General features: G+C 38.5%; 20 protein-coding genes. 9 read left to right on the forward strand and 11 right to left on the reverse strand.

From position 1 onward, the window contains the following. Window positions 1-102: 102 nt before the first annotated feature. From H4K34_RS15910 to H4K34_RS15950, 9 genes are all read left to right on the forward strand, one after another. Window positions 103-804 (forward strand): hypothetical protein, encoded by a 702-nt coding sequence (locus H4K34_RS15910; protein WP_210758377.1) that lies wholly within the window; start codon window positions 103-105, stop codon window positions 802-804. A 15-nt stretch (window positions 805-819) separates the two neighbouring features. Then, the gene (locus H4K34_RS15915; RefSeq protein WP_210758378.1) at window positions 820-1,725 is read left to right on the forward strand and encodes a hypothetical protein; all 906 of its coding nucleotides are present in this window, start codon (window positions 820-822) and stop codon (window positions 1,723-1,725) included. Window positions 1,726-1,750: 25 nt separating this feature from the next. Beyond that, a complete protein-coding gene (locus H4K34_RS15920) occupies window positions 1,751-2,242 on the forward strand; it encodes a hypothetical protein (protein WP_246452141.1) in 492 nt (163 codons plus the stop codon). A gap of 173 nt (window positions 2,243-2,415) precedes the next feature. Continuing rightward, window positions 2,416-2,793 (forward strand): hypothetical protein, encoded by a 378-nt coding sequence (locus H4K34_RS15925; RefSeq protein ID WP_210758379.1) that lies wholly within the window; start codon window positions 2,416-2,418, stop codon window positions 2,791-2,793. A gap of 27 nt (window positions 2,794-2,820) precedes the next feature. Beyond that, on the forward strand, window positions 2,821-3,468 hold the full coding sequence (locus tag H4K34_RS15930; RefSeq protein WP_210758380.1) for a hypothetical protein: 648 nt from the start codon (window positions 2,821-2,823) through the stop codon (window positions 3,466-3,468). Between the two features lie 210 nt (window positions 3,469-3,678). Beyond that, window positions 3,679-4,506 (forward strand): hypothetical protein, encoded by an 828-nt coding sequence (locus H4K34_RS15935; protein ID WP_210758381.1) that lies wholly within the window; start codon window positions 3,679-3,681, stop codon window positions 4,504-4,506. A gap of 589 nt (window positions 4,507-5,095) precedes the next feature. Beyond that, window positions 5,096-5,860, forward strand: a complete 765-nt coding sequence (locus H4K34_RS15940) for an NAD(P)H-binding protein (protein WP_210758382.1) — start codon at window positions 5,096-5,098, stop codon at window positions 5,858-5,860. Window positions 5,861-5,939: 79 nt separating this feature from the next. Further along, window positions 5,940-6,920: a hypothetical protein gene (locus H4K34_RS15945; RefSeq protein WP_210758383.1), complete on the forward strand. Its 981-nt coding sequence runs from the start codon at window positions 5,940-5,942 to the stop codon at window positions 6,918-6,920. A 109-nt stretch (window positions 6,921-7,029) separates the two neighbouring features. Further along, window positions 7,030-8,067 carry a tetratricopeptide repeat protein gene (locus tag H4K34_RS15950; protein ID WP_210758384.1) on the forward strand — a complete coding sequence of 346 codons (1,038 nt, stop codon included), beginning with the start codon at window positions 7,030-7,032 and terminating at the stop codon, window positions 8,065-8,067. A 394-nt stretch (window positions 8,068-8,461) separates the two neighbouring features. Here H4K34_RS15950 and H4K34_RS15955 read toward each other — a convergent pair whose 3' ends face one another. The 11 genes from H4K34_RS15955 to H4K34_RS16005 form a co-directional block, all read right to left on the reverse strand. Beyond that, window positions 8,462-10,195, reverse strand: a complete 1,734-nt coding sequence (locus tag H4K34_RS15955) for a VanW family protein (protein ID WP_210758385.1) — start codon at window positions 10,193-10,195, stop codon at window positions 8,462-8,464. A 13-nt stretch (window positions 10,196-10,208) separates the two neighbouring features. Further along, complete coding sequence (locus H4K34_RS15960; protein WP_210758386.1) at window positions 10,209-10,853, reverse strand: hypothetical protein; 645 nt, start codon at window positions 10,851-10,853, stop codon at window positions 10,209-10,211. Window positions 10,854-11,040: 187 nt separating this feature from the next. Then, the gene (locus H4K34_RS15965; RefSeq protein ID WP_210758387.1) at window positions 11,041-11,682 is read right to left on the reverse strand and encodes a hypothetical protein; all 642 of its coding nucleotides are present in this window, start codon (window positions 11,680-11,682) and stop codon (window positions 11,041-11,043) included. Window positions 11,683-11,738: 56 nt separating this feature from the next. Further along, complete coding sequence (locus tag H4K34_RS15970) at window positions 11,739-12,281, reverse strand: hypothetical protein (RefSeq protein WP_210758388.1); 543 nt, start codon at window positions 12,279-12,281, stop codon at window positions 11,739-11,741. A 138-nt stretch (window positions 12,282-12,419) separates the two neighbouring features. Continuing rightward, complete coding sequence (locus H4K34_RS15975; RefSeq protein WP_210758389.1) at window positions 12,420-12,986, reverse strand: hypothetical protein; 567 nt, start codon at window positions 12,984-12,986, stop codon at window positions 12,420-12,422. Between the two features lie 215 nt (window positions 12,987-13,201). After that, window positions 13,202-13,783, reverse strand: a complete 582-nt coding sequence (locus H4K34_RS15980) for a hypothetical protein (protein WP_210758390.1) — start codon at window positions 13,781-13,783, stop codon at window positions 13,202-13,204. Between the two features lie 100 nt (window positions 13,784-13,883). Continuing rightward, window positions 13,884-14,327, reverse strand: a complete 444-nt coding sequence (locus H4K34_RS15985) for a hypothetical protein (protein WP_210758391.1) — start codon at window positions 14,325-14,327, stop codon at window positions 13,884-13,886. Between the two features lie 40 nt (window positions 14,328-14,367). Continuing rightward, on the reverse strand, window positions 14,368-14,787 hold the full coding sequence (locus tag H4K34_RS15990) for a hypothetical protein (RefSeq protein WP_210758392.1): 420 nt from the start codon (window positions 14,785-14,787) through the stop codon (window positions 14,368-14,370). An 81-nt stretch (window positions 14,788-14,868) separates the two neighbouring features. Next, the gene (locus H4K34_RS15995) at window positions 14,869-15,762 is read right to left on the reverse strand and encodes a hypothetical protein (protein WP_210758393.1); all 894 of its coding nucleotides are present in this window, start codon (window positions 15,760-15,762) and stop codon (window positions 14,869-14,871) included. Window positions 15,763-15,814: 52 nt separating this feature from the next. Further along, window positions 15,815-16,354 carry a hypothetical protein gene (locus tag H4K34_RS16000; protein WP_210758394.1) on the reverse strand — a complete coding sequence of 180 codons (540 nt, stop codon included), beginning with the start codon at window positions 16,352-16,354 and terminating at the stop codon, window positions 15,815-15,817. Continuing rightward, window positions 16,344-17,042: a hypothetical protein gene (locus H4K34_RS16005; RefSeq protein ID WP_210758395.1), complete on the reverse strand. Its 699-nt coding sequence runs from the start codon at window positions 17,040-17,042 to the stop codon at window positions 16,344-16,346. The genes H4K34_RS16000 and H4K34_RS16005 overlap by 11 nt, the downstream gene beginning before the upstream one ends. Window positions 17,043-17,098 lie beyond the last annotated feature (56 nt).

Raw genomic sequence — 17,098 nt, forward strand, 5'->3', positions numbered from 1 at the left:
AAAGTGCAACCTCAAAATTCTAGATAGCACCTGCATCAGAAATAGGTTTCAAAGCCGGGCCGTTGCCGAACCTAATAGAACTAATGATTCAATTAAATCTAAATGAGCATTTTCTCTTATCATTTAGTCGAACTTCCTTTTTTTGTTGCCTTAAAAGGAATATTCTCGAATCCCATTTCTGAAAATACAGAAGGACTTATTCATTCGGAAACCATGACGGCAATGACTCTAGGTTCTCCAATTCTTTCACCCTCCAGAGTTTTAATAGGTCAAGTAGCCCTATTTATGCAATGGGAAAATGAAAAGGCCCTTGAAAACTTTTTAGAACAAGACCGCTTTGGAAGAACCTTAGCCAAAGCGTGGCATGTACGCTTGTCTTTTGTTCGAGAATGGGGAAAGTTTAGTGGATTTAAGATTCCAAATGATAAGGCCCAATTAGAAAGTTCAAATTCACCAGTGGTTGCTGTAACCTTGGCAAGAATGAAGCCTTTAGCAGTTCCTAGGTTTATACATTGGGGTAGACCGGTTGAAAAACTGGTTAGAGACCATCCGGGAACTACTCTTTCCTTAGCCTCAGTTAAATTTCCCAATACGGTATCAACTTTTTCAATTTGGAAAACTGAAAAGGAAATGACTGATATGGTTCATGGTCATAGTAAGGTCGAAAGACCGAAAAGGCACTCAAATGCAATGAAAGAGCGAGAAAGAAAAGACTTTCATTTTGAGTTTAGCACTCTTCGATTTAAGCCAATAGCCGAGTATGGAACATGGAAAGGTCAATCAAATTTTCTTCCCAACAATTAAATCCTATTTAGGGAGATGGGAGTAGCTAAGAAAAATCAAAGTATCCAAGACTGGATTAGCCAACAATGGGTTATTCTAACTGGAGAAAGAATTGACGAGGCAGCATACCAATGGCTTATTGGCCCATTTGGTGGTACAAAAGGAATAGGGTTGAAATTCATCAAGCACTTGGTTAAGGATGAAGACTTAGTGATTGATGATCAAAGAGAAAAAAAGGGATTACTGAATTCAATTAGGGACCTAGGACTATCAGAGGAAGAACTAAGCAGGCTTTCTTTAGATGTAATCGACTTTTATGAAAACACAGCAAATTATGACCTGCTTTTGAAGGTGAAATGGAATCCAATCTTTAAAGTTTTCGGAACCGTACTAAAAAGAGTCTTCAGTAATAGAATTGAACAATTGAATGTTCCAATTGAAAACTTAAAAGATGCTTCTGGCCTTACAAACGAAATCCTAAAACTAGTCGATATCAAGACCAACGATGTTAAAAGAACAGTTTGGCTAAGGACTTTTAAATCGACTGGTCAAATGGTGTACTCGGGAGTTTATGAAACATGCACATTACCCAATCAACAGATTTGCATTAAAGCAATTTTCCCTTTACCAAATGGAAGCGCCACGGTACTGCTAAGTCCTCGTGTTGGTGAAAATGGAGAGCTCATTTTGGATTCATCTGGCAAAAGAATAGGAGATAGCGGTTTTTACTTCTTACTAAGGGATTCAAAAGGTCAATTATGGACTAAATTTATCAAGTCCTTCAGAGATAAATTGGTCGTAAAAACTATTCAAGATAAAATTACAGCGATTCAAACTTTGACTTTGTGGAATTTAAAAGTTCTTGAATTTGAATACGAAATAAAAAAAAGACAAAACCTCAGAAAAGTTCCTGCGCAAAGCCCTTCGGGATTTGACGTCTAACCAAAACCTTATTCCAAATCACAAAATGAAATTGAGAAACTTAGCGATACTCTTTGTTGTCTTAACAATGTTTAGTTGTCAAACTACCGGCTCAAAAAATGAAAGTTCCGAAGCGGCAAAAACTCAGCAATCAGAACCAAATTTTGAAGCGGCACTTAAGTTTATAAATGACTACCTCGACTTTATAAATGGCCCAAAGTCTGAACTTGCTTATTTCGAATGGTTGGACCAACGAAATGATGTGACCCTTGGTTTTAAGAATGAACTGAAAAGAATAATAGATGAAGCCGAAAGAGCTGATCCAGAGTACGGCTTAGGCTTTGATCCCATTCTTGATGCTCAAGACAGTCCAGATGAATTTGTGCTTGATACAACTGACTCGGAATATTTGACGGTGAAGGGAAAAGATTGGCCAGATTTTAAGCTGACCTTAAAAGTGAAATTAGTAAATGAAAAGTGGCTTGTTGAAGGATCAGGTATAATAAACATTCCAGAAAACAAGAGAATAGAAAGATAAAGGACGGTGCCCAAGGCAGCTTTTAGAGTATAAGAGCTAAAGGTCTACCGGCAAGGCTGCCCCTGGTGTATTCGCTTTCCTATTTATCGCCCAGATGGAAAGGGTTTTGAATTGTAAATGAATGCAGCTAAATCGCCTTAATCAAAAGCAAACCCTTTGAGTATAGATATAAAATGAAGGACCCCAAAACCGACAATACGATTCAGTTTAATGAGAACTTTTGTACTCACTTAGAATATCAGCTTGGACGGAGCTTTGGAAATTCTGATCGACAAGATCTCAAGGGTTTTTGGTGTGATGGAGTTTCTTGGGATCCTATTCCCGACCAATTGACAAAGAAAAGTGTGCAGGAAACCAGGCAAATTGTGACTAAAGCTTGGATAGGAAAAGACGGACAAGATGAGTATGAAATGACTATCCGACTTGGTCAATCCGCCTTGGGTAGATGTGCGAAAGGAGCTGAAATGCTAGACTGCATTCCAAGTTCAGACTCTATGAATTGGATTGACATTGAGCCTCAGAACAGGAGAATAGTAATAAGATTGAAGTAGAATCCAAATCGAGGCACCAAGATCATAATGCGAATAATTAAACTCATCCTTTTCCTAATTACCGGACTATTAATGACTTACCTAATTGTTGCCGGATCAATTTCAGAGCTATTTTTAGAAGGATATCGAATGCCTTTAAATGGACAGAGAGCTGAAATGGGACTGCAACAAATGGCGGGAAATTGGCATCTGGACAGCACAGAACTTATTGGATACGGGAATTACAGTATTTCAGAATTGGAAGACATAGCCCCATGGAGACTCTGGTTGGAGGATGAAAAATTCCTTTGTGAATATTGGTCTCCTAAAGCTCAAACTAATCCAAGCTACTATAAAAGAATATGTTATGTACAGAGCAGATGGTTTTGGAAAAACCGGGTCCTTTTTGAATTTGACCACTATAAGAGGGATCTGAAAGGATCAAAATCAGCTGAATTAGCCATTAAGTTTGACTTTAGCCGAAATAAAATCGCAGCTTATTTAGACAGCCTGGACCATCAAAAAGAAATGGTCAGCTTAAATGAAGGGGCCGAGAAAAAGGGATATTGGTATTGTGGTACTGGTTTAGATGACAATAATAAGCTTCACTCAGACTATAGTATTATTGACATTGAACGAGCCCATTCGATTTTGAAAGATTGGAAGGAACTCTCGACCTGGAAGGAGGGAGAATAAAAAAGAAGAAGACCTGATAGGGTCTAAATAAATAGGGCTTGAAGTCTTAAAATGAAGATCTTAGATCTAAAATTATATTCTCTCTGGTGTCTCTACATAGTTTTGGGGAATGTGCCCATAGAAGGCCTTGGTCGACTATGAAGAAAATGAAAGGAGCTAAATTGTGACGAGTCTTTATTAAAGGCTTATTTGTGCTATGGAAAAAGAACTATGCTAAGAATCAAAGCTCTAATTATCCTGGGTCTGCTAAGCAGTTTAGTTTATGGCCAATCAGATTCTGATTTTCCAGCAGAGCTTATCAAGGAAGCCCAAATTGATTCATGCATAATAAAGTGTGAGTCTGCAGCCAATTATCCTCAAAAATATTCATTTGATAAAGAGGGGAGAATCAAGACATTTTCATTTCCAACAGCTTATCACCCTCAAAGTGATTCTTCCATAAATGGAAGAAGTATAAGCACTTATTATTATGATACCGAAGGTAGATTGCTGAAAAAAACAGAAAGATCAGACTTTGGTGAAAGCTCAATTAAATTCCAGGAAAAGCTATCGGAATGTTTTATATATGACCTCAATAATAAGTTGATAAGCCACTTATTTTACTATTCTACTTTGAGTAAGCTAATAAGCTATCAGTATGATGAAAACCAGCTGATTTCGGAAATCACTTATAATTTTAGTGGTAATTCAAAGTCGGAGCAGCCAGAGGTTCAAACCACTAAGGTTTTCTACCGGGGTACAGATTGGATTAGTTATGATAAAGAGGCTAAGATCCAAGATAGTTTAGTGAGTATCGTAGATTCTTCGAATTTCAAGGAAACTACTTTTAATTATCATTTTAAGAATGGTAGGCTTGTCAAAGATCACACTGAAGAATGGATTGCCTTCTTTAACAAGAACTGGCAAATGATCGAACTCCTTCATAAAAGACGTGGCCTCCAATGGACTACTAAGATTTACAGAGCCGAAACTGGACTAATCACAAAAATAGTGCAGCTTGGTGAAGATACTACTGAATACAGCTTTGAGTATAAATAGGACTAACACTTGATGGCTTTGGAGCTAAGGAATCGCTCCTATACCTCTTTAGCCATCTACACTTTTAATTATTAAACTTTCAAATTGAACCTGAAACTTAAACTATCCCCGAATCTCATCCTGGCTATCAGTATTGGCCTTATATATCTCTGGTTCGGAATCTTGAAGTACTTTCCAAATCTTAGTCCTGCAGAGGATTTGGCTCAAAACACAATAGGCTTGCTGACTTTTAATTTGATCTCTCCTAGGCTATCGATAATCCTTCTTGCGACTTGGGAATCGCTGGTGGGCCTTCTATTTCTATTGAATATTTTCAGGAGAACAGCCATTATTCTGGCCTTAATACACATGACTTTCACCTTTTTCCCTTTGCTATTCTTTAGGGATCAGGTATTCGGTAATATTCCACTACAACTCACCTTATTAGGTCAGTACATCATTAAAAATTTGATCATTATAGCTGGTCTATTAGTCCTGTATAAACTGCCTATAAGCAACCCAAAACCGCAGTAAAGGCCTCTGGATTGAAAATGAAAGGAGCGAAATTGCAACGAACTCTACTCAAACCCTTGTATCGTAAGGAATATAAATGAATCAAAAGATTAGCATATTAGGATGTGGCTGGCTTGGTTTAGCATTAGCCAATGACCTGCTTAACAAAGGCTATGATGTCAGTGGTTCAACTACATCTAAGGACAGAATAAAGGAACTTTCTGATTACGGAATCAGCCCATATCTTATCGATATAGCTTCGATAGATTCTGTTATACATGAGTTTTTGAATTCCGACCTTTTAATAATCGCAATTACTTCGAAAAGTGTTGACCACTTTAAAACACTGGTGAAATATATTGAAAAGTCTCAGGTGCAAAAGGTCATTTTCATTAGTTCAACTTCGGTTTATCCATACACAAATGGGATAGTAGATGAAAATTGTAATACTTTAAATAAACCTCTTGTTGAAATAGAAAAATTATTCACTTCAAATCCTTCATTTAAGACGACTGTTTTGAGGTTTGGAGGTTTGTTTGGCTATGACCGAAAACCAGGATTGTTTATTAAACAAAAACCTATTATTGAAAACCCTCAAGGCTATGTGAATTTGATACATAGAGATGATTGCATAGAAATCATTGAGCAAATTATTATGAAGAACCTGTGGGCTGAAGTACTAAATGCCTGTGCAGCTGATCACCCAAGCAGACGAGATTTTTACCTTAAAGAATCTAGGAAGATTGGACTTGAGTCAATTTCATTTGATGAAAATTCAAATAATGAGTACAAAATTATTAGCTCTGAAAAATTAAAAAGTTTATTGAACTACCAGTTTAAATATGCTGATTTAATGATTTGACATGAGTGAAAAAATGGTCTAACGGTAAGCCCTAAGATCAATAGACTTGATTTACTACTGGCATATAATTTCCTGAGAAATGAAAATCAGATCCTTAATTAGTGTATTAGGCTTTATCTACGCTTTAACCGCTTGCGAGGGCAGTACCCAAAAGGATACTGATTACAGGATCTATCATGCAAGGATTATAGAAGCGGAAGAACTAATTAGTCAGGAAAATTATCAAGCAGCTTTGACTCAGTATGAAGACTTGTTTGCCGACTATGATTTCATTTTTCTGCGTGATTATAAAATAGCGGCTCAAATTTCCTTCCTGATTGGAGATAAGGAAAAAGGCTTGCTCTACCTTAAAAAAGCAATTGCCAATGGCTGGGAATGGACTGAGTTCAAAGAGCATAAATTCTTAAATCAGCATCTTTTGGCTGCAGACTGGAAATCCATTGAAGACCAATATGAGGACCTGCGTAGTCAATTCCTAAATAGAATAGATGTAAGCCTTAGAGCCAGAGTTCAGGCCATGTTTGAAAAGGATCAAGAACTTGCCTATGAGGCTTACATAATTGAAGATGAGCAAGAACAAGAGAAATTCATAGCGGAGAATTTCCCAAGGCATAGCGAAGTACAATTAGCTAAGCTTTTGGAGATTCTGGAAACGAAGGGCTACCCCGGGGAGTATCTAATAGGGAATGATTTCTGGGTATCCACGATATTGAGTCATCATAATTCCCAGGGCCTGGAATATGTTAAAACGGATTCCCTATTTGATTTCATCAAGCCAAAACTGAAGCAATACTTAAAACTGGGCTATATATCGCCCTATGAAATGGCTTTGCCGGAAGATTGGAAGGGAACAATACTATCTGAAGGGGAGGATTCGCCCTATGGCTATCTGGTACCGCCCAAGAGATCCAATATTTCCCGAATTAACAAAGCCAGAAACGCCATTGGCTTAGGCTCGGTTGAACTAAGAAATAAATTGATAGCCATTGAAGCTAAAACGGGTATCAGTCTTTATTTACCAGATTGGGTGGAGGGAAAAATTGAAATCAAAGGGAATTAATTACTTGGCAGCTTTACTTATTAGATCGAATAAGAATTGAAAATTGAATCGAAATTGCAATTCTAATTGAATCGAAATTGCAATTCGATTCTTAATTAATACAAGAAGAATGACCGCAATCTCAGCCAAAGAGCTTAAGTCATTAATAGCAGATTTAGAAAAAGACCCCACTAATCTAGACCTGATAAATAAAGTGGCTATTGGATACTTTGAGAATTACGAACAAAAATCTGATAAGGAAGATTATGACTTCTTTAAAAGAGCTTACACTCTGAAGAAGACCGTTAAATCAACGCACAATTTCGCTTGGTTCCTCTACTTTGAAAGGGCTGAATTTGAAGGAGATTGGAATGAAAGTTCTGCTGTAAACCAAGCCCTTAAGGTGCAAAATGAGTGTATTCAACTCAATCCAAAGTCTTATTATCCCTATTCTCTATACGGCTATATGCTCTTAGATCAAAAGCGATATCGAGAAGCAATTCCATATTTTGAAAAGGCAAATAAGATTGAAAAACGCAGAGAATTCACTCATGACCTTGCTTACTGTTATTTTCAGCTTCAAGACTATCACTTAGCTTATGAACTATTTGACATTTCAGCCCAGGCGGATGATTTAGAAAGTGTAAGTCTTTTCAACTTGGCTTTAGCTTGTTTCAAGACTGATAGATTAGATCAATTGAAATCAATTGCTGAGAGGCTGAAGGCTGAGATAAGCTGCCATAAGATTGTAAGCGGCTATGAAATTGCTTTTCTTTTCTATTTACTGGAGGATTATTCATTGGCGACTGCCTGCCTGCTTGAGCAAGGAATTGATAGAATTGACTTATTTGAATGGCCTGAACTTTCGTATTCCCTTTTCTTAAGTGATTCAGATTTATGGCGTAAGGAAATCACTCGAAACCTAAATAGAAGAATCGATTGGATTGCAGAAATAGAAGGTGATCATGAACGATGGGCTGATTTCTCAACAGCAGAAAAAAGCGAAGGTCTTAATGAATTTAAAAGTGAGGTAGCGGCTTTAACTGATACACTGGAAAGGGGTATGAAAAAACCCCAATCAGATTTATTAGGATTTCTTTTGGTGGAGTATTGTGGATGTTTACTCTTTGACTGCAGTCGGCATGGAAATCTCGAAAATGACGAATAAATAGCAGAGGGAGTACCAATAGCCAGGGCTAATTTTAGTTTGATGTAAGGTGCTTATCGCCAATCCCTTAACCTAAATATATTGACAGTATACTACATCTTAATTGGATTGCTTTTTGGCGTCGGACTCCTAGTTTATTTCAGATACTATAGGCCATTGAGATCGAAAGAGGCCGGGTTTGAATATGTATATGTCAATGAGGACGGAACTGTTAGTGAGTTAAATGGCGAAGACAGTTATTTTTTAGCAAAGCAGATACATGAAAATGCTGCCTAAAAACAACATGAGTAAACTATAAATCAACCAAAAATTGTCCGAAACATTGGGGGTCGCAGGCCAGCATACTTAGGCTTTGACTAATTAAAAAGTAAATGAGGAATATTTCCCTTAGTCCTTAGGTATTCAGATAGCCTTGCACAGCATGCAATAGCCCAGCTCTATCACCGGCACTAAGAACTTGCACTTGCTCCGAAGCTTTGATTCCACAAGCTGTGGTCGTTATGATTGGAATACCTTTGGCGATGGCCTTGAGGATAGTTCGAGGTTGATGTTCGATATAGGTGGGGTAAATAATCAATCCTATTTGATCGTAATCACCGTCAAAACTCTGAGTATTCAATCCATCCCAGAAATTAGCAGCCTCTATACTTCGACCCGATACCATGAATTCTAGATTGAGTTCGCTGGCAATCTCCTTCATTTCATAAGCTCCTTTGCGGCCAAGCGCCGATGCTGGAAATAAAATCTTCCTCCCTTTGGGTTTATCAGTGGCAATTGGATCATGCTGCCAGTTTAAAGGCGAAGCTTTAGCACTAAAAAGATTCACTATTTCCTGATGTGGGCTTATAATTTTTCGAGCGCGATTAAGCGCCTTGTTTTCCCAATCGATAAGGTAGGAGGGAGCACGAAAGTCTTTTAAAGTGGGACTTCCAGGATGTTTGGCGAAGGCCCGGTCCAGCTTTGCATGCAGGCTTTCCATGGGGAGTCGGGTCATCAGTACATCATAAGTTCCACCGCCCAAAGCTCCGCTTTTATAGAGGAAGGGAAGCAAATTTTGACTGATCACCAAATGTTGGGAATCGATGGGGATTTTAGCCGCCGCCTTTCTAGCTAGTTTTTGATCCCATTTCAATTGCAGTTCAAAAATATTGCTTGATCCGTATTTTGCCGCCCGGCGTAACTGTACAGCCCGAGCAATGCTCGCTAAACTGTTATACCTTGTTTTTTTATGGTTTTGAGCCGCCCGCCATTTATATCGATCACTAGAAACTACTTTGTTTGGGGCGAGGGGAAGAATAAAACTATCGGATTCTCTTTTTATGGATTGAATATACTGGTCGAATTCCGGCCATCGCTCATCCAGGATGAAACAGCTACTGGCAGTTTCAGCTTTTTCTGGTTCTTGCTTAGGATGTTTAAAGCATGCCACATTGCCGCAAGAGTAGCAATCGTTAATTAGCGAACTATGGCGTAGCGCGGTTCTTTTAGCATTGCTTTCAACTGAAGCCTCAGCGCTTTTAAAGCTCACAATGAGCTTATCAGCTGTTAGCTTCACTTCAATTCTAAAATCAAAGGGGGCTTTAAAACGGAGGTCAATATAATTCCACTTAACCGTGGCATCGCGATCTTTTTCAGCTAAGGAACCCTTGATGACCTTGGTATGTCGATGGCGCTCAACAATATCCAGATTCGCTTTAAGGGCTGCATCGTACAAGGCATTGGAGAGCTGACATAAGCCTCCGGCAATGGTAGGAACCACACAGCCTTCTCTAATTTCTCTACCTATAACATAGCCTTTGCCAAAATTAGGATTGCCCAAATGCTTCCAAAAACTAAATACTTGATTGGCCTTCACCTCAATGCCATCGAGTAGCTGACTGGCAATACGCAGATTCTCAATCTTTCCGGCGGTTAAAATCCAATTTTTAGCATTGTCATTAGGGTTCCAAAGTTCACTTTCAGAAATTGCAAGGATCGGAGCATTGCAAAGCTGATTGTCGTCTTGAAATTTGGGAAGAGGAGCTTTCAGATTCTTATATAAGCGAATTCCGCTTAAAGCCAGCATTTTAGACCTAAACAAACTATCCCTAATAAAACTGTGCTTCTCCTTGAGTTCTTCCTGCTCCATTCAAGCTATTAATTTAAGCTGGTTTTTGTTTTAAATCGGCACCACCCCGATGTGCTTCAGCAATGTGATATTCTGCTCCTTGCGGTAATTTCAACTCACATTCTTTGGAGCAGAGCATCACTAGTAAGGGCATTACATCTGTAGCTACATTAATTGAAATCCACATTTGATAACTAGTCTCGTAGCTAATTTCTTGCGCACAGACACTGCAATGAAGTTTTTCGCCTTGATATCGCACAGGATTATGGTCTAAACGAGGGAAGCCTTTGCGGTTTTTAATATTGCCGTATAGGGCCCGGGTGCTTATGCGACTTTTCTTCAAATTCTTGCAATGACTTATTTCAAATGGCAGCCATTTCAGGTCATAAGAGGTATAGAGGTCAATTTCTTCCAATGCTTCCATTTGACCTATTTCTGGAGGTATTCGTACCAGTTTACTGCCATAGAGTTCAATTTGGCGAACTTGCTTAAGTTGACCGATGGATTCCGGTAATTCCTGAATTTGTAGATACAGCTCATCACCCAGTGCTTCCCGGGGATCAAAAACGCTGCCTCCCGATTTTGCCAACTCTTCCACATAGGAACAAAGCTTTAACCACGCTTTGCTATTGCGATCCTGCACATTATTCTTAATTCTGGAAATCCTATTGGGGTTCATTCTTTTCTGTCTGAATTTTAGGCTTTAATGAAATGAGTCCTGTGCCGAAGCACCTGAATCTGCCACAAAGGAAAACATCGTTTCATCCTGATTAGCATATAAGCAGACCCCAAAAGGGGAGGGCAAATTAGAAATCACCAAAGTCCGGTACTCATTGTAAAAACTGTTTTTTGGAGTGATCAAGCTTTTAATCATTCTCAAAAAATTGATAATCAGGATTAAAGATATTCTCCGATTCTTCATCCACCCGGATCAAATTTCGGGAGTTCATTTGATTGGCCAGTTCATCTAAATCTGCTTGTAATTCCGTTTTGCTCTTATGCTTTCTCGATTCCAAGCAAAGGGCAATTAACTCTTGCATTAGTAGGCTGAATCTTTCGAGGTTTCCATGATCTGCTTGATAAGTATAGCCAAAGAGATCTCCATGGTGTCCCCAAAAGCTGCAACGAAGATATTGATGACTGCCATCCTTATAACCCGTATTTGTAGGACGGTATTCTACATGCAAAAGGGCAATTACAAATAGCCTATGTAGGCTTTTCGCCAGGCTTGTATCAATCGCTTTGCTAATGCTTAAAATAGTATCCCTTTCAATGCGCTTATACTGCAATTGATATATTCCATTCAACTGCACTAATTCCAAACTTTCATCTGGACCCACTAAGCTTTTATCCAAATACCAGGAACAATAACTAGGGTCGGACCAATAGGTTTGAGTTCGCTCTAAATGCTGCTCAGAGATGGGATAGGGTTCAAAATTAGCCTGTGACCAAAGGCTGAAAGGCAAGCAGACGATTACGAGGATTTGGAGCTTAAGGGAAGGGTTCATGGGTAGATTGCAGATCTCGTCCTCTAATATCGTAAATGATTTAGAAGACTAGGCATTTATTCCATTCCAGACTTCCAGCTTTCTGAAGGGATCTTTTGTAGAGCGCTGCGCATTTGATCGATGAGCTGCACTTTAGGATGTTCTTCATTCCCTAATCGTTCATAGTCCTTAATCCTATATTCGATGGACTGACTTGCGAATTGGATCCGAATCAGCTCAAAGGCATAGGCACTTAAAACATAATTGGAGGAGTTCAGACTGCTATCGGCGATGCTCTTTCGATTTGCCATTAGATAGGCCATTGGCGGCTCATAATCTTTCAAAGTTTGATAGCGAGCTTTAGAGGTGAATTTCCGCAAATTCCAATGCCCTTCGGAATACCAGTAGATAGCATATTGTCGGTTGAAATTTCGAGAGCAATCGCTGCATCCGCTATAATAGGCGATTAGGCTGTCGGTGCCATTGCTGATTAAGCTATCTATAAATTGATCACCTTCAATTCTGGAGTTCAAGTGCACCACAGTTTGGATTTGCGACTTCTTAGTAGAACAAGCGGCTAGGACCAGGACTAAGCTTATAATTTTTAGGGCAATGCGCATGGAGGAATGTTTGATGGCTGGAACTGTTTAAATAGCTCTTTGCTTTGGTGATTGGTGTTTTTTGGGTTCAGGATGGTAGCAATTTTTTTGCCAGAATAAGCTTGGGCGCATTTTTCTGGATTCTAATCAAAAAAGTCTTTAATGGTATAAAATAATTTCTTCGCTTTTCGACTCAATACTGCCTGTCCAAACCTTGTACTCTTTGGCTTCTGAACTTTTGCTAATTTCAAAAAGAGCCGTCATTTTGCAAGTTATTGGAGTGACAGGGAGGCTTAAGGGGGAATCAGTCCAATATTCTGGCTGACTAGAGTCATTAGCAAAGTTCACCTCAAAAACAGCATGGCCATGGGGCGGTATTTCCATCCAATCCGGGAAGTTCTTATCCCAGTCAGTCCTTTGTTTTTTAGGATAGAGAATTTTACCATCGGCTAATTCGATCTTAAAAGAAAGGGAAAAATAACCCCAAGAGCACCATTCCTTCCAAATCCGAATAGGTTTTTCACCCTTGTTGGTCAGGAGAACATGAAATTTTTGTCGTTCTGGATAATAAAGTGAGATGGATGCCGGATTAAAGTTATCGGCGTATGTATGAGGGATAATTTCGAGGCTTAACTCAGGGTTTTTAGGGGAGCTAATTGCAAGATCATTTGAATTAGTAGCGGATAGGCTAAGTAATAAGCTGAGTAGGTATTGGGCGAAGATCATAAGCAAGATATTTAGCTAGAGATAAAAGAGGCAATGGAAGCAGGATTAAGGATTTCCTTCTGACCCACTGCCGATGTTTATTGAATTGACAAAGATGCTGAGGTATTTCACTTCTAATCTTTTTCTATCCTTTTAGACTAAATTTTAATTCTTCAGTTGTCCTTGTTTAAGAGCAATTATCTGTTTCCGAAAGAGTAAATGCGCGAATCTATAAGCTAATTTTTCAGTGGAATGATTTCTAAGGATTTCAGTGAATGAATCAGCGCGGACATTCTGGCCTCTAAACTATCATTCTCCCTTGCCACAGCACTTAAATAATAAAAGCAAGTGTCATTTTCCGTATTCAAAATAAAGGTGATGACTCGGCTTTTCTCACTCCCTTTCTTTAGTACTTGGCTATGAATAAAGTAAGCTTCATATTTCAAAATATCAGTGGGGCCAGATTCTAAAATCTCTACAGGAAAGTACCCACTTTGGAGGCTTCGCAGCGCATATTTATACTCCGAACCTAGAGATATCGAACTATTGAAGCTCTTAATTCTTTGAATCTGAATATATTCCAAACTATCCTTTAAGGATGATGGAGCCTGAAGCATTAAACTGAATTCTATGTTTTCAGAATCAAATTTTTCAGGATAAACTTGATAGGACTCGGGTAGGGCGATCCTGATTTGATCATGAATCTTCTGGCTTTTATTGCTTTCGGATGGTCTAGACTTGAAATCATCCAAATAAAGAAATTGATTAGTGCAGGAGCCCAAAAGGAATAAGACCAGCAGTTTTAGATATCGGGGCATTAAGCAATTGGCATCAGGGTGTGAGTATTGGTCAAAGATTTAGAAACAGAACTCCCGACCATGGACTTAATTGTATTTCTCCAAAATTGGCATAAAGGCATCAATTCTTGTGCAGGGAATAGGTTTTAAAATTACGACCCTTACTAAAGTGAGTTTTTACCATAAAACCCTCCATTTTCATTGCTTTTAAAGCGGATAGAGCGAGTTTGCGTAGCGGGTTCCAATCTTCTCGATATTTCTCCAAATCTTTCCAAAACTCAGGGTCTTTCTCGCTTGACCATTTTACGCTTAAAGCGCCGATTTCATCAAGGATATTCCTGCTTTTTTCAGAAATCAATTCCTCCTCAAGCATTCGTTCTTTGATAGCCGAATAATAATCATCAAAGTCAAGCAGCATTTCATCCCCTGGAATGGTACCTTCTCCATAAAACTGAATTTGTTCATGGGGCTCATAAGTCATCGCAATAAGCGTAATGACCAAGCACTCAAACTGAATCCTAAGTGGATTCTTTGGGTCTAATTCTGTATAATCCTTAATCTTCATTTTCTCAGAGACTTTAAAGCTAGCATGGGCATGGTAATTTCTAGAGCCTATTCCTTTTTTTTAAGCCTAAATAAAGTTCAAAACATCCCAGAATAAAAACCAGGCCTATTTCAATTCCAAAATAGAGCTTTCCATAAATAGTAGGAGAACTTAGATCTTGAAAAATGAGTTTAAAGCTTAACCCACAGTAAGCCAGGTTGAGGAGGGCAATGAGTATCAAAAACCAGTCTATTCTCTTAGGTTTGATGAGATAAACCCCCCAATCATAAACCGCATAAAACAGCGGGATACTAGCCAGGCAATAAAGCGTATCCGAAGGAACACCAAAGAATTCTTCAAAACTCGGCAACAGCAATCCCAAGAGGAGGGCTGATGCCATAGCACCGAGGCCATCGATAAGAAATGCCCTTTGCGGTTCAGTAATTACCTTATTTAACAGAGACTTTTCCGGTAATTTCATAGTGAGCTTTACCTTGCCTTGGTACCGGATAACAATATACGAGCTTAGCTCCCTTCTAATTCAAGTGCTTAAAAATGGGGGCTATCTTTTAGCCTTTGTAAATAGAGATTCCAGTACTTCTTTCTTTTGGGAGTAAGGATAGTAATTGGATTCATTCAGGATAGATCCTAGAAGCAAATCCATTCGTTCTTCCTTCTGCCGTTTCTTCTGGCTTAAGCAGGCCAAATGCGAGAGAAGGCAATCGTAGTATTTATTGATATAATAGGCTTTGTAACTCTCCGGATCTTTACCTTCTTCAATTTGCATTTCAAAATCTTTGAAGCTGAAATCGAGATATTGATAATAGGGTTGTCCATTAAATTTCGGGAACTTCTCAATAAATGCTAGAGCCTTCTTATAATTAGGTGGTTTAACAATATTCATATAACCCCAAATCGAAGTTCCACAAAGATCCATGGCTTTTAAGAAGAAGATGCCTTTTTCAGTATTGTCCTGCAACTTGTATTCGTTTATTTTAAAATCCAGCTCCGAAAGGTCGAAAGGCTGATTTTTATTTCCGATGCCCGTAAAAAGCATGTCATAATAATTGTCAATTAGCTCGTAACGTTGAATGGAACGGTTACTTAATTCAGAAATGAGGGTATCATTATTACGAGGTTCAGCTTCTCGAAGGTTCCAATTGATTCGTCTAATGATGTAGATGTACTTCATTGTTGACTCATCTGGTAGGCTAAGAAATTGTGCATCAGTAAGTTTATTTTCACTGCTAATACATTCCTTTATAAAAGCTTTGCTTCCTTCTAATTCAACTGATTCTATATGATCAATTTCCTTTAAGGAGCTTTCCGTAGGATTATTACGAAACATAAAGCTCCGATAGATTTCTGCCAAGGCTACCATATCCTTATTAAGCTCTGAGGCAATGAGACTGCTACTTATTAATGTGACAAAGAGAATGATAAATCGGATTTTCATATCTAAGGTTTATTTTTTCTGGATTAAAGATTTTCTTGGCGGAGCACTAATATTATTCTAATCTAGTTGAAGTCTCTTCGTTCATTTTTAAATGCTTTCTTACCAAGTCGTTATAACAAATAAGGTTTGAATCAAATAAACAGCCCATATGCCAAACTTCTAAATCATATCTGGTTCTCAAGTATATGGTTTCCATTTCATCAGCTGCTATTCCGAAAGTAAAGTATTTTAAATCGTCATTCTTGAGGTCTATTTTAAACTGTTTCTCTGCCATTTCACAGCTGCTAATTTTTTCAATTTCAGACCTTTGGGAATTATGTTCTTCTATCAAGCCCCAAAGAGAAAGGAGCAGTATGGATGAAACTAAAAGAAAGGAGTTCAATAAAAGGGTAATACGGTAGGCTAGTCGGTTTTTTTTCAGTCGAAAGATTATAAAGGATCCCCAAGTGCCTATGAGGAATAGATAACTCATAGCTTTAAGCCATATGCCAATTTCAGTTTCAAATCCAGTGCCTAAAAGGAAATGGGCGAGCCAAAGGATCATTGAGCTTCCTAATAACCAATACAATTTTCTATTGCGTTTAGTCGCCATTGTACTGTTTATAGGGCTCACTTAAGTCATAACTTTTGTTCGACTTACGCCAGATTAGTAATTCCTCAATGCCGAGCATTTCCAAGTATTCTCTTTCGAATAATGCTTTAATTCTCTGTTCAAAGTTTTCCAGGATGATCTCAGTACTTTGGATTGCCAGCCTTAGTTCATCTATACTAAGCTTAAAGCTGCGTTCGGTAGGGCAGGGACAGAAATCTTCAGAGCTGTCTTCCATATTCAAATCGAAGTAAAGCCATTCTTTTTCAAATCGAAGCTTTGGCTGTGGATGCCCATTTTCAAAAGATATTTTACTCATAGAAAGGTCCTTCCAATATTGAATATCTCCCAAGTCACTACAGCATTGAGGGTAGAGCAATTTTCTAGCACCAAGCTCCAAAATATAACCGCCATAAAAGGGTACTATTTCATCGCGGTTTTCTAATCCTTTTCTATAATCTTCGGTATAATCCAAAACAATTTTTTTCAGGTCCGCATCACTCAGCTCCGCCAAAGCAAAGAATGAAGATCCTGCTTCAATGGCTTGGAGAGACTCCGAAAAACCAGCGCTTTTCAAACACTTTAAATGGTATTCATCCCATTCCTTAGGATACTTCCAGTACGGGCCTTCTTCAGGCATGGCAATATCTTCATTATAGTAGCTTAGTTCTAGTACAGGGATGAGTTTCATGCGAATGAAGTGCTAAGGTCTTAGCGATTAACAGTAACCTCAAATATCGCATTCTT

It is taken from the genome of Croceimicrobium hydrocarbonivorans (assembly GCF_014524565.1).
Lineage (GTDB): Bacteria > Bacteroidota > Bacteroidia > Flavobacteriales > Schleiferiaceae > Croceimicrobium > Croceimicrobium hydrocarbonivorans.